This is a genomic window from Marinobacter sp. CA1, from assembly GCF_020546665.1.
Classification (GTDB): Bacteria; Pseudomonadota; Gammaproteobacteria; order Pseudomonadales; family Oleiphilaceae; genus Marinobacter; species Marinobacter xestospongiae.
Window position 1 is genome coordinate 2,008,596 of sequence record NZ_CP071785.1, and the last position, 13,777, is coordinate 2,022,372.

General features: G+C 61.6%; 8 protein-coding genes. 3 read left to right on the forward strand and 5 right to left on the reverse strand.

Annotation, left to right across the window (positions count from 1 at the left end; genetic code table 11):
* Entirely contained in the window at positions 1-1,398 is a 1,398-nt protein-coding gene (locus J2887_RS09280) for an efflux transporter outer membrane subunit (protein WP_227175714.1), read from the forward strand.
* Between the two features lie 228 nt (positions 1,399-1,626).
* The gene (locus J2887_RS09285; protein WP_227175715.1) at positions 1,627-2,220 is read left to right on the forward strand and encodes a PEP-CTERM sorting domain-containing protein; all 594 of its coding nucleotides are present in this window, start codon (positions 1,627-1,629) and stop codon (positions 2,218-2,220) included.
* Between the two features lie 101 nt (positions 2,221-2,321).
* On the opposite strand, the gene J2887_RS09290 is transcribed toward J2887_RS09285, so the two are convergent.
* Together J2887_RS09290 and J2887_RS09295 are read right to left on the reverse strand one after the other, a co-directional pair.
* The gene (locus tag J2887_RS09290; RefSeq protein ID WP_227175716.1) at positions 2,322-4,214 is read right to left on the reverse strand and encodes a methyl-accepting chemotaxis protein; all 1,893 of its coding nucleotides are present in this window, start codon (positions 4,212-4,214) and stop codon (positions 2,322-2,324) included.
* Between the two features lie 217 nt (positions 4,215-4,431).
* Positions 4,432-6,390 carry a sensor histidine kinase gene (locus J2887_RS09295; RefSeq protein WP_227175717.1) on the reverse strand — a complete coding sequence of 653 codons (1,959 nt, stop codon included), beginning with the start codon at positions 6,388-6,390 and terminating at the stop codon, positions 4,432-4,434.
* A 293-nt stretch (positions 6,391-6,683) separates the two neighbouring features.
* Here J2887_RS09295 and J2887_RS09300 point away from each other — a divergent pair, with 293 nt between their 5' ends.
* A complete protein-coding gene (locus J2887_RS09300) occupies positions 6,684-8,933 on the forward strand; it encodes an EAL domain-containing protein (RefSeq protein WP_227175718.1) in 2,250 nt (749 codons plus the stop codon).
* Here J2887_RS09300 and J2887_RS09305 read toward each other — a convergent pair.
* From J2887_RS09305 to J2887_RS09315, 3 genes are read right to left on the reverse strand one after another with little or no spacing between them, the layout of a single operon-like run.
* Complete coding sequence (locus tag J2887_RS09305) at positions 8,914-10,476, reverse strand: FGGY-family carbohydrate kinase (RefSeq protein ID WP_227175719.1); 1,563 nt, start codon at positions 10,474-10,476, stop codon at positions 8,914-8,916. The genes J2887_RS09300 and J2887_RS09305 overlap by 20 nt on opposite strands.
* Positions 10,473-12,077 (reverse strand): glycerol-3-phosphate dehydrogenase/oxidase, encoded by a 1,605-nt coding sequence (locus J2887_RS09310; RefSeq protein WP_227175720.1) that lies wholly within the window; start codon positions 12,075-12,077, stop codon positions 10,473-10,475. The genes J2887_RS09305 and J2887_RS09310 overlap by 4 nt, the downstream gene beginning before the upstream one ends.
* Positions 12,074-13,687: an FAD-binding oxidoreductase gene (locus J2887_RS09315; protein WP_227175721.1), complete on the reverse strand. Its 1,614-nt coding sequence runs from the start codon at positions 13,685-13,687 to the stop codon at positions 12,074-12,076. The genes J2887_RS09310 and J2887_RS09315 overlap by 4 nt, the downstream gene beginning before the upstream one ends.
* Positions 13,688-13,777: the final 90 nt, after the last annotated feature.

Here is a 13,777-nt window from a genome sequence, read left to right on the forward strand (position 1 = left end):
GTGAAGTCGCTGTTGTCTGTTGTCGTGGTGTCCGCCGCGTTGGCATTGCCCGGGTGTGCCACCTTTGAACCCGAATCCGTCGAACCGCCGTTGCCCCTGCCGGAGCAGTGGCACCTCGGCGAAACTGACGCCACCCCTGCCATGGACACCCGGTGGTGGCAGGCGTTTGGTGACCCGGTCCTGGTATCGCTGGTGGAGCAGGCGCTGGAGCATAATCCCGATCTTGCGGCGACCGCCGAGGCGGTGATCCAGGCAGATCTGCAACTGCGCAATGCCGGGGCGTCGCTGCTGCCGGAGGTTGGAGGCAGTGGCAGCACGGGTAAGCAGATCAGCCGTCGGGATGGTACGACCAGCAATGCCGGCTCGACCCGGCTTGGGCTCGACATCAGCTATGAAGTGGACCTGTGGGGGCGATTAAGGGCCAGCGAGGCATCCGCCACGGCGACACTGGCGGCGACGCGCTATGACCTGTCTGGCGCCCGGCTGACGCTGGTGGCGTCGGTGGCTTCTATCTGGTTTCAGCTGCTGGACGCGCGGGAGCGGCTGCAGGTGGCGGAGCGCAATCTGGACATCGCCCGCCGCACCCTGACGCTGGTGGCCGCGCGCCATCGCCTGGGGGCCGCGGACCGGTCGGAGTTGGCCCGTCAGCGTACCGAAGTGCTGAGCCGGGAAAACGCCATCCCGCCCCTGCAGTACCAGGTCCAGGCCCGTGAGGCTGCGTTGCAGGTGCTGACAGGGCGAATGCCTTATCAGCAGGCCCTGCCGGAGGCCGGGTTGATGGCGGTGTCGGTGCCGGCCATTGCCAGTGGCCTGCCTGCCGAGGTGATTCGGCAGCGGCCCGACATTGCCGCTGTGGAGGCACGGCTGCAGGCGGCGTCTGCGGACGTCGCAGTGGCTCGCGCTGCCCTGTTGCCATCGCTGTCATTAAGCGGTGCGGTGACGTTGACCAACACCAGCCTGCTGAGCCTGGCGGACCCGGTAACGGGCGCCAATGGTCTGTTGAGCCTGGCCCAGACCCTGTTCGATGGAGGCCGCCGGGAGAATGCGGTGGCGTTGTCCCGGTCCCGCCAGGTGGCGTTACTGGCCCAGTATCGCAGTGCCTTGCTGACGGCGGTGCAGGAGGTGGGTGATGCTCAGGAGCGGGTGGCGCTGTATCAGGGGCAGGAACTGCGGCTGGAGGGCATTCGCGAACAGGCAGAAGAGGCCCTCCGGCTGACCGAGGTGCGCTATCGGGAGGGCGCCGATGATCTGCTGACGCTGTTGTCGGCCCAGGAATCGGTGTTCAGCGTTCGCAGCCAGCTCAGCCAGGCGCGCCTCGAGCGGTTGCAGGCGGCGGTGGATCTGTACAAAGCGCTGGGACGCTGGCCAGAGGCTCCAGAGGTGATAGCGGGAGGTTAGGGCGCCTGGAGCCGCGGGTTGCCTGTCGGCGTTGTACCCTCGTCGACGGGCTTTACAGTTTGATGAAACACACACCGTCGTGGCGCCTGTGAATCGCCGGTTTTATTGGCGTTTTTAGTGATTGGTCGTTTTCTTGCTGTGTTCGGGGCAACGCCTTGCCCAGGGACTGGAGGCATTGCAGGGCGGACACCCCATTCAGGTAGAAAGGGACTCACCATGGAAACAATAATGAAACGGGCACTGGGCGCACTGCTCCTGATCTCGGCATGTATAACAATCAACGCAGCCCAGGCTGCAGCCATCGATTTTCGTGATGGAGGCTGGAGTGGTGCCAACAACCAGTCCGGCCACACCTCCGGGGGCGTTAGCGCCAGCGCCCAGAAGCTTTTCCAGACATCGCTGCTGGGGGTTGGCATCAGCACGCTCAGTTGGTGGGCCGATGGTTCCGAACCTCCGGGATTTGAGCGCCTGACAATTGATCTGGGCGCCCAGCGCCAGGTCGACAGTTTTATCCTCAGCAATTTTTTCTCTGGCGAAACCAGCACTTTATGCGGCTGTACCTACGACGATCAGGTGTTTTTCCGTCTCGACAACGGGGCCTGGCAGAGTGTTACGGCGGATGATGCCCTGACCGGATTGTTCGATGTGACGGTTGCCCAGAGTTTCCGGGAAATCGAGTTGTATTCCCCGTATCACGAGTTCTCGGTGCAGCAGATATTGCTGGCGGAGGTGCCTGAACCGGCGGCGTTGATGCTGTTGTCCCTCGGCTTGATTGGCATGGGGCTTCGGCGTCGGAGAAAGCAGCTAGGGCAACTGTTATAAGTCGATAGACCTCCCTTGCGAAGTGATACAACGCCGTTGCGGTGATGCTGCAACGGCGTCAGTTTCTTTTACATGCCAATCAGGGTTCCTTAACGACCCTGCTATTGCTTGCTGATCTGTTCCAGCCGGTGAGCCTGTTCGGTGGATGCCGAGCTCATGTCTTTCAGCTCCGAGGCGTCCTGGGCGTTCTGTTCCGAGATGGTCCGGATACGTTCCGCCAGCTGGCTGATCTCCTCGGTCACGCTGGCCTGTTCCTCTGAGGCCGCGGCGATGCTGACCGTGCGCTCCTTGATGTTGTCAAACGCCGCCACGATTCCCTCGAAGCTCTCGCGAACTTTCTGGGCCCGCTCAACGGAGGACTCCGAGAGCCGGTGGCTGGATTCAATCACCTGGACACCCTGACGGGCAGCGTCCTGGAGCTGCTGGATCATGCCGTCGATCTCATTGGCGGATTCCTGGGTCTTGGCGGCCAGGGAGCGCACCTCGTCGGCGACCACAGCAAAACCCCGACCCTGTTCACCGGCCCGTGCCGCTTCAATTGCCGCGTTCAGGGCCAGCAGGTTGGTCTGTTCCGAAATGGCTTTGATCACCTCCAGTACCGACCCCACCTGCTGGGAATCCGAAGCCAGTTTGTCGATCACCGAGGAGGCTTCGCGAAGCGCCTCGGCCAACTGGGCGATTGCCTCACCGTTCTCGCTGACCGCGACCTGGCCTTCCTGTACCAGCTGCGACGCGTCCTCTGCCGTATCCGCTGCGTTGTTGGTGTTGCTCGCCACTTCCGAGGCGCTGGCGGACATCTGATTGATAGCGGAGGCCAGGGTGAGGTTTTCCTTCATCTGATCGCTGGCGCGGTCATTCAGGGTATGGCTCAGGGCCTGAAGGTTGTCCGCCCCATTTTTGACGCTGCTGGCCTCGGTGGCGACCCGGGCCAGGATGCTTTCCAGATGGGTGCCGTAGTCGTTGACCGCCGTTCTCAGCTCGCCCACTTCATCGGCGCGGGCGATGGTCAGCTTGCTGCCGTGCTGGCCCTCACTGAGGGCATCGATCTGCCGGGTTGTCTCCTGAATGCTCTTGATCAGGCTGCGGCCGAACAGCAGCACCACGGCGGCGAAGAGGGTAACAAGCGGCAGCAGGGTCAGGTAGAGGCCGGAACTGACACGCTGTAATGCCGACAACGCGGTCGATTCAGGAAGAATCATGGCCACTGTCCAGCCCTGCTGTTCCAGTTCGGACTGCACCAGCACCGCGCGATCCGAGCCGGTTACCTCGTCTGGCAGATAGGACGGTTCTGGCTCGCGCAGTGCGGTTTTGAGAGATGCCAGTCCGGGGTGCGACCGGATCGCATCGTCCAGAGTCTGCATGTTCAGGTTTTCTGAGCGAATGCCTGGAAACGAGACAATACGTCCGGTTTGATCGATGACCAGGCTGTAACCGCCGGTCATGTCGTTCTGGGTGGTCATCAGGTCATTGAGCCCGGACAGCATCAGATCAATGGTGGCAACACCCCAGAATTCGCCCTGTCGCCGGATTGCCGCAGTACAAGTGACCATCGGGGTGCCCGACACCGCATCTTCATAGGCTTCCGACCAGGCGCACTGGCCCGGTGCCAGGCTCCGTCCTGCGGTGTACCAGCCTTCGTTGTGGTAGCCGCTGCCCTGAGGGTCGTTGTAATCATCCAGCAGGTCCAGGCCTCCCTGGCCATTGCGGGCCCAGAACAGCGAATCCCGGCTTTTACCCGGTGTCAGCTTGCCCGGCTCCGGCCAGATGCCGCCACCGGCGATGGCGGCGTTGCCGTAGTGGTCGACCACCGGCGCCAATTCGCTGATGAATCGCTGTTTTTCCAGGGGGAGCGTTTCGGCCAGGGCGGCCAGGGTGCTTGTCAGTACCGCTGCTTCCGTGAGCGTCTTCTCGATTTCGCTTCGGCTGTTCTCCACGGCCTGGCCGGCATTGGCGATTGCCTGCTCCTCCAACTCGGGGTGAGCCACAAACGTCATAACCAGATAGATCGTCAGAAAAGAACCGGCAAGAAGGCTAATGCCCAATACTTTGATTTTTTGATTCAACGTCAAAATTTACATCCTCAAAATATTTGTACAGCGTAGACCTCCACGCCAGTATAGATACGAATCCGCCGCTTCGCTCAAGGTGCTTTGCTCAGTATTCTCCCTCTGAGCGCTGCTCGCCTTATGACTCTTGCTTATGGACTCCCGCTTACGACTCGTCCCGGTTCGGTGCGTTGACCGGTAGCGTGACGGTGAAGCAGCTTCCGCTTCCGGGGGGGCTGCTGATGTCAATCCGGCCGCCAAGCATGCCGGTCACCAGATTGAAGGTGATGTGCAGGCCGAGTCCGGATCCTCCCTGACCCAGCCGCGTTGTGTAGAACGGATCAAAAATGCGTTTCTGCAGCTCTTTCGGAATGCCGCAGCCATCGTCGCTTACACTCAGCGACAGCCAACCCGGTACTGCCGCCCGGGCGATGATTCGAATGGTTCCCGGGTCATCTTCGTTGAAGGCGTGAATCACCGCGTTGTTGATCAGGTTGATCAGCACCTGTGACAGTGAGCCCGGGTAGCTGTCCAACGAAAGCGAGGCCGGCACATCGATCTCGAGCCGATAGGGGGTGCGTTGCAGGGTGGGGCGCATCGACAGGTGCACTTCGTTGACCAGCTCCTGAAGCTCGAATACACGTCGATTGGAACTGGCCTGATCGACGGCGAGCTGTTTGAAGGCGCCGATCAGTTCCGCGGCCCGAGTCATGTTCCGTTCAATGATCTGAGCACCCTCATCAACGTCCTCGATGAAATGCTCCATGTCGCTGCGGGTGAGTTGTCCGGCCAGTTTTCTGGTGAAGTCCTGCTTCGCGTCCAGGATGGCCGTCGAGGACATCAGCGCGTTGCCGACCGGCGTATTGAGTTCATGGGCAATGCCGGACACCAGTGAGCCCAGGGACGCCAGCTTCTCACTTTGCACCAGTTCGTCCTGAACCTCCTCCAGATGTTTAAGCAGCGATTTCAGCTTGTCACCATAGGCGTTGACCGCCAGTCGCAGTTCGCCAATCTCGTTGAGCGGGCCGGTATCGAGTACGCGGGTGCTTTCACCTTCCGCCAGCTCCTGGACCTGCCCGGTGGTTTGCTGAATCTTCTGTAGCAGTTTACGCAGGCTGATAGCCGCCACGGTCCCCACCGCCGATAGCAGAGCGCCGATGGCCAGCATCAGGTACAGACCGGTGCTCTTGGCCGCTGCTGTCATCCGGCTTTTGGGAACCACTAGGCCGATGGCCCAGCCGGTTTGCGGGACGCTGATGAGGTGGACATAGGCGGCCTCTCCAAGGATGTCGTCGTTTGGCAGTTCGACCATATCGGTGTCCTGGAGGACGGTTGCACGCTCAAACGTTGCTTTGAGCCATGGGAGTTGTTGGCCAACGGCCGTTGTCGTCATCAGTGAGGTCGCTCTGTCATCCGACTGGATTACCGTGGGCGGGAAGCTGATCATTCGTCCGGCGTTGTCGATGGCAAACGCGTAGCCTTCGTTCTCTGCGCCGTACTGGGACAGGATGTCGGTGATGCCATCCAACCGCATGTCCACGGTGGCGACGCCAACGAAGCGGTCGTCGTACATGGGGATGGTGCAGGTGATCATCGGGGTGAGGGTGAAGGGATCGGTGTAGGCATTCGACCATTGGCAACGATCGGCGGGGGCGTCGCGTCCGGCCAGGTACCACACCCGGTTATGATAGCCGGCGCCATCGGGGTCGTTGTAGTCGTCTACAAACCGCATGGCGCCATTTGCACGACCCCAGAAAAAGCTCCGACGGGTGACTCCTTCTGCAAAGGTGCCCGGTTCCGGCCAGATACCACCACCGGCGATGGTGGCGTCACCGTGGTTGTCGATCACCCGGGGAAAGAGCTCTTTGAACAGGGCCTCATCCTTCGGCAACCGGGTGGCGGCAATGGCCAGGGTGCTGGTGAGAAACTCCGTCTGGCTCAGCTTGGCGCCAAGAAGTTCCACAATGCCCGCCTGGTTCAGCGCTATCTGTTGTTGTTGCTGTTGGGTCAGCTTGGGTTTCACGATCAATTCGACGACCATGAATATGAGGAGCAGGGCCATGACGAACACGAGGGAGAAACCAAGGTTTATCTTGTGGCGAATCATGAGTCGAGGCGTGGCCATTGGTTCCCCTGGCAGTGTCTTTATCGAACCGGTAAGGATTCCTGTTGTTCAGATTTTTCAGGGTCTTCACCAGCCGCTGGCTGAAGAATAGTCAAACCGGCGTCGGCCTGCTACGTTGACGTCCCAGGCCCGATCTGATGCCGGTTTCCGCCCTGCCAGCCCAGGTGTGCGGCCGTCGTAGCGGCCAGCCAGCGCCCTTGTAAAGGTGTTCATCTGACCTATGCTTAAAAGGGAGATGCTGTGTTAGGCTTAGGCTTTTCAGTGTGTTATCAGGGTCGTCGAGGATGTGAGGTATGGCAGAGAGTGGCGATGATCTGATGGTGTTTGCTGACGAAATAAAGTCAGAAGACACTAGGGCGTCAAAGCCATGGAAGATACTTGTTGTTGACGATGATCCCGATGTTCATGCAGCGACCAGGTTGGCGCTCAAAGGACTGACAGTCGAGGGCCGTTCACTCGACGTGATTGATGCCTATTCCGCATCTGAGGCACTTGCGATCCTGAAGCAGGATGGAGACTATTCCGTCGCCCTGATTGATGTCGTCATGGAAAGCGACGATGCCGGTCTCGGATTGGTTCAGGAAATACGAAACACCTTAAACAACCACAGTATTCGGCTGATCTTACGTACGGGGCAACCGGGCTTTGCGCCCGAGAGCGAAACCATACGCCGGTATGATATTAACGACTACAAGACCAAGTCAGAACTCACCAGGGTTCGGTTGTTTACCAGTATTGCGATCGCCATTCGCTCTTACTCCCAGATAAAGCAACTCGAAGCCAACCAGGATGGGCTGGAGCGGATTCTGGCAGCTGCTTCGGAGCTGGGACGGCTATCGGATATGGACCGATTCGCCGCAAGCCTGATCCGGCAGCTGTGCGATCTGTTGAAAGAGCCCCGGTCCGGCTTCGTTGTCTCCTGTTCCGGGGCAAAGGGCGCCGAGGCTTTTATTGTGTCCGCCGCCGGGCGATTCCACGACACCAAAGGTGGCTTGCTGGAGGACTTGCCAGACACCGGGGTGCGTCAGCAGGTCCAGCAGGTTCTCAGGGAGAAGCAGCCCCTGTTCCAGGCCGGGCTTGGTGTCTATTTTCCCGGCACCGACGGTCAGGCCATTGTCGCTTATGTGGATATTGACCACGCCCTTTCCACCGAAGAACAACGCCTGCTGGAGGTGTTTTGCAGCAACGTGGCGGTCGCTTTCGAAAACCTCCAGCTGTACCACTCCATTGAGCAGCTCGCCTACCAGGACCCACTGATTGGCCTGCCCAATCGCAACGGGTTTGTCGCCGAGATCGAGCAGCGAATCAGCCTGAATGCGCTGCAGCCCCAGGCGGTGGTGCTGGTGGACCTGGATAACTTTTCGTACATGAACAGCGTGCTGGACGAGGCGTTTGGCGACGACATCCTGCGAGCAGTTGTACAACGCATGCGGTCTCAGCTCGATCACAGTGATTTCATTGCCCGGGTGGGTGGGGATGTGTTCGGTGTGGTCGGCAATGCCTGCGATCTGACCCCGGAACGCATCGCCGGCATCTTTGCCGAACCTTTCACGCTGCATCAGAACGAACCGCTGCGGATTTCTGCCACCAGCGGCCTGATTCTCCTGAAGAGCGAGTTTCGCTGCGCCACCGAGATTCTCAAGAACGTCGGCGTGGCGCTGAAACACGCCAAGCATTTCTACCGCGGAAAAACCGTTCTGTTTGCCACCGAACTGGCGGATGCTGCCCGTGATCGCATGCATCTGCTAAGCCGGTTGCGAACGGCCTTTTCAAGAGAGCATCTGAAGCTGCATTTCCAGCCTTTTATCCGTTTGCGTGACGGTGCCGCCGTGGGAGCTGAGTGCCTGTTGCGCTGGGAGGTTGAACCGGGGCAGTTTATCTCACCGGATCAGTTTATCCCGCTGGCGGAGCAGGCGGGCATGATGGTCGCCCTGGGAGACTGGGTGACCAGCGGCGCGCTGCGCTGGCGCGCCGGCCTGCAGGGGCAGGTGGCGGATGACTTCCGGGTTGCCATCAATATGTCACTGATGCAGCTGCGGGAAGCGGATTTTGTGGAGAACTTGATTGGCAACGTTCAGCAGCATGGACTGAAAGGGCAGCACGTCGAGATCGAGTTAACCGAATCCATCGCTGCAGACGACGTGGACGGTATCATCCAGAAACTCACACAACTTCGGGATTTCGGCATCAGCATTGCCATGGACGATTTCGGGACCGGCTATTCATCCCTCAGCATCCTGAACCGGCTGCCGATTGACCGGCTCAAGATCGACCGCAGTTTTGTCAGCGGCGCGGCGGCCAGTCAGCCCCGATTCGATATGGCCCACACCATTATGGAAATCGCCGACAATTTCCAGATGAAGGTCATCGCCGAAGGGGTGGAAACCGAACACCAGCGGGATGTACTGAACGGCATGGGCTGTCAGGAAGGTCAGGGATTCCTGTTCTCCCAGGCCCTTGATGAGGTAGCGTTCAGCGACTGGCTGCTGTCAAAGACGCCGGCCCGGTCGGTTGCCGGACACATCACCGGGGGTAACCGGTGATGTCCTTGATCCGGTGGTACAGGGGCTGGAGCTGGCGATACATGTCCAGATAGACCTCGCGGTAGAGCCGGTCATACAGCTGGCTGGTTTCGGCGGCAGGCTCGAACACATCGCCGACCCGGGTCATTGCGGCAACGGCAGTCTCGAAATCCGGATGCAGTCCCAGGCCCACGGCCGCATCGATGGCGGCGCCGAGGCCGGACGTCTCGTAGGTGTGGGGGCGCTCTGCGGGCAGGCCGAACACGTCTGCCGTCAACTGCATGGCGGCATCACTCTGGGAGCCGCCGCCGGCAACTCGCAGTCGTCGAATCGCGACACCACTGCGTTTCTCGATACGTTCCTTGCCCTCACGTAAGGCGTAGGCCAGCCCCTCCAGGATTGCCCGGTAGATGTGCGCGCGGGTATGGACATCGCCAAAGCCGATGATGGAGCCTTTGGCCTCCGGACCCGGGTTGCGAACACCGGGAGACCAGTAGGGTTGCAGCATCAGCCCCATGGAACCGGCGGGAACGGAGCGCACCAGTTCGTCAAACAGGGCCTCTGGCTCGACGCCCTGCTGCTCGGCGATCTTCTGCTCACGCAGCCCGAACTCCCGCTTGAACCAGCTCACCATCCAGAAGCCGCGATAGATCATCACTTCCGTGGAGTAGTGTCCGGGCAACGCCGACGGGTAGGGAGGCATGAAGCGGATGGGCTCAACGTAACGCTGGCTGGTGGTGTTGATGGTAGCGGTGGTGCCGTAACTCATGCAGCCGATGTCCGGGGTCAGCCCGCCGGAGCCCAGAATCTCACAGGCCTTATCGGAGGCCGCCGCTACCACCGGTAGTCCCACCGGTACACCCAGGTGATAACCCGCTTCCGGTGTCAGGTGGCCAATGGGGGTGCCCGGTGGCACCAGTTCCGGCAGCATTGATCGGGTGATCGGCATGGTCTGCCACTTGAAGTCCCGGGGGGCGGCCCAGGTATGGCGCTTGTAGTCGAACGGCAGGTAGCCGACCTGGCTGCCGATGGAATCCTTGAATTCGCCGGTCAGCCGATAGTTGAGGTAACCGGAGAGCAGCAGATAGTGGGCCGTATCCTGCCAGATTTCGGGCTGGTTCTGGGCGATCCAATTGGCCTGGGTTTTCTCCCGGAAACGATCGATGGTGTCTTCCAGTCTCAACAGTTTGAACAGCCAGCCCCAGGGGCCAGTTACCGGTCCGTCGACCCGGGCGTGGCGCTGGTCCAGCCAGATGATGGCCGGTCTCAGGGGCTGCCCCTGGCGATCCAGGTTGACCACGGTGCCCCGTTGGGTGGTCACGGTGACTCCGGCGACTTGAGAGGGCGACACCTCGGTGCTGTCCCACAGCTGTTGGCAGGCCTTGCCGAGGTTGTCCCAGAAATACTCGGGTTGCTGCTCCGCCCAACCGGGCTGTTGGGAAAAGTAGGGTTCGATCTCCTGTTTGCCCTTGGCCACCAGGTTGCCCGCCAGATCAAACAGCAGCGCCCGCACGCTTTGGGTGCCGTTGTCGATCGCAAGAATGAGCGGATCGTTGTGGTTCATGGGGTCTGGCTCCGTTGCGCAGGCAGGGCATAGGCGTTTCTCCAGAGCGCAAGGTAGCGCTGAACCTCGGTGTTCCAGGTGTCGTCGTCCCAGCCAAGGCCGCCTGCGCAGTGTTCACGAATGGCTGGCAGCCAGGCCTGGGCCCCGTCGGGCAGGATCTGGCCGAGCCGGCTGCGGCGCAGCAACAGGTCATCCAGGTGGACTACATCGGCCTGAGCAGCAGCCCAGGTCAGTTCGCACCACAGGGTGTCGGTGTCGGCAATGTGGGTTGTTGCTCCGGCATCCAGAACCCCAGCCAGGGCAGGGCCATAGCTTCCGGTCAGTCGGCGCCAGGTCTGATGGCCGATGTGATCCGGTCGAGCCAGGGTTGGGGCCGGGCGAAACAGCGGAGCTGAGGCTGGGCGCCACTGCACGGCAGGCAGGTAGTCTTTGCCGTGGTTCAGGGTCTCGCGGGCAATCAGCCGGAAGGTGGTGAGCTTGCCGCCGGCCACGGTGACCAGGCCCTGCTGATCCCAGATGGCGTGCTCACGGTTTTCCTGGGATGCGGATTTGCCTTCACTGCGGCTGACCACCGGCCGCACACCGGCCCAGGTGGACAGGATGTCTGCTTCTTCAATGGCCCGACCCGGGAAAAGCTCATCAACGATCCGCAGCAGGTAGTCCACTTCCGCCTGGCTGATACCCGGCTCCTCGGTAAGCGGCGTCTCGTGGTCCAGGTCCGTGGTGCCCAGCACGGTGGCGCCCTGCCACGGGAAGGCAAACACCGGGCGGCGGTCCTGCGGGTGCAACAGCGATACGGAACAGGTCACCGGCAGGCGCGACCAGGGCACCACCAGGTGGCTGCCCCGCAGGGGGCGGATGCGCATAGGGGTTCCGTCGTTCCGTTGCAGCTCTCCCGCCCAGGCGCCGGTGGCGCTGATCACCAGCGGTGCCGAGATGGTGAGGACGGAGGCATCCTTGTTGTCGGCGCTGTTATCGCGGACCGTCAGGCCGGTCACCCGGCCGTCCTGATCCCGTAAAACCTGTTCGGCTCGCACGTAGTTGAGGCAGTGGGCGCCGGCGTGGCGAGCCTCGTCAATCACCCGTAACACCAGACGGGCATCGTCGGTCACGGCGTCGGTGAAGCCGCTGGCGGCCACCAGGGATTGCGGGTTGAGCCCTGGCACCCAGTTCAAGGTATCGGCCGGCGTGAGGCGACGGCGGGAGCGCACCCCCGCAATGCGGTCGTAGGCTCGCAGCAGCATGCCGAACAGCCGTGGACCGGGGAACTGGCGGCGGTAATGGGGCATGATGAACTGCAACGGCTCGATCAGCCCGGGTAATTCCGCCATCAGGCGCTGGCGTTCGTTGACCGCATCCCGGGTCAGTCCCAGCTGGCCGCTGCCAAGGTAACGGAGACCACCGTGTACCATTTTCGACGACCGTGAGGAGGTGCCCCAGGCAAAGTCCTGCTGCTCTATCAATAGCACCTTGAGTCCACTACCGGCCGCCTCTGCAGCGATGCCAGCACCGGTAATGCCGCCGCCGACCACCACCAGATCGTAGGCCGGGGTGTCGCTGGCAAACCGCGACAGCCAGTCCGCACGTTGCTGAGTATTCATTCCACTGAGTCCGTATCGGTGGCCAGCAAGGTGCCCGGGTTCAGCCGCTGTTGCGGATCGAAGGTGTGACACAGCCCCTGAATGGCCCGCATCCCCAGTGCCCCTTTTTCAACCGGCAGGTAAGGCGCGTGGTCTTTGCCAACGCCGTGCTGGTGACTGATGGTGCCGCGATTCTCGACGATCAGCTTGGAGGTGCTGTGCTTGAGGGCGTGCCAGCGGGCCAGGGTACCGGCGTAGTCGGTATCTGTGCGGAACACGTAGGTGGTGTAGATGCTGCAGCCCTGCGGGTAGAAATGGGACAGATGGGTGAACACATGAACCCGTTCGCCCAACTCCGCCAGGCCGCCGCGCAGGTTGTTCTCAATGGTCGCCAGCAGGTGGTCGACGTTGTCCCAGTCGGTGGCGGTTTCCAGGGTATCGACGGCGTACCCCATCTGCCACAGTGCTTCTCGCAGGTAAGGCATGGTGAAGCGTTTTTCGGCCCATTTGCCGCCCAGGTAGGTACCGGTGTAAACGCCCTCATGCTCGCCGCAGATCCGCCGGGTTTCCTTCAGCGCGGTGCGGCACTGTGGACGGGTGCCGGTGAGGCCGAAGGTCATCATGCATTTGCCGTCGCGGGCACCACGGAAAGACAGAAACGATTCCAGCATGCGGATCTGAGTCGGATGGCCGGCCAAAGCCAGCTGGGTTTCGGTTTCGGTGGCGTTGCTCAGCCGCAGCATCGACAGCTGGGTGCGGTTCTGTACCAGACTGCGGGCGGCAGTTCGGGCCTGTTCCCAGCTGGGGAAGAACACCACATGGAAGCTTTCCTGCGCCGGCAGCGGTGTCACCCGTACCTTCACCTCGGTGATGATGCCCAGCCGGCCCTCCGATCCCAGCACCATCTCGCGGATGTCCGGACCGGCACTGGAGGCGGGCAGGGTTGGCAGTGACAGGGTGCCTTGCAGCGTCTCCACTGAGCCGCCGGCAAACAGCTGTTCAATGCGCCCGTAACGCAGGGACTGCTGGCCACTGGACCGGCTGGCAACCCAGCCGCCGATGGTGGACAGCTCGAACGACTGCGGGAAGTGGCCGAGGGTGTAGCCCTTGGCCCGAAGCTGGGATTCCACCAGGGGGCCCGGGGTGCCGGCACCGAATGTAGCAATCTGGCTGTCAGGGTCCAGATCCAGCAGGCGGTCCATCTGTGCCAGACTGATGGTCAACACCGGGCGTTTGCCCGCTTGGGGGTTGATGTGGCCAGCGACGCTGGTGCCGCCACCATAGGGGATCACATCGATATCGTGCTGGTCGGCGTAGGCCAACAGGCTGCGGACGTCCTCGGGGCTGGTTGGGCAGGCGACGCCATCGGGAAAGCGTCCGAAGTCGCCACTGCGCATGGCCAGCCAGTCCGGCAGGCTCTGGCCTCGGGCATGGCGGACCCGGATGTCGGCGTCGGTGGCTACCAGTGGATGGTCGGGCAGGTGGCTGTCCGGCACCTGCTGGCAGACCGAGGCCAGGTCGGCGTCCGTCAGTGGCTCGGCAGCGCCAATGCGCTGTGAGAGAAAGTCGGTGCCCTGTGCGGGCAGCTCCAGGCTGAACTGATCGTCGCCCCATCCGTTCCATCGTCTCATGTTCGGTGACTCCGTGGTTGGCTTTGCTGCTGGCTCCCGTGTCTGTCATTACGGCAAGGCACGGATTCCCGGGGAAAAGATTGGATAGCA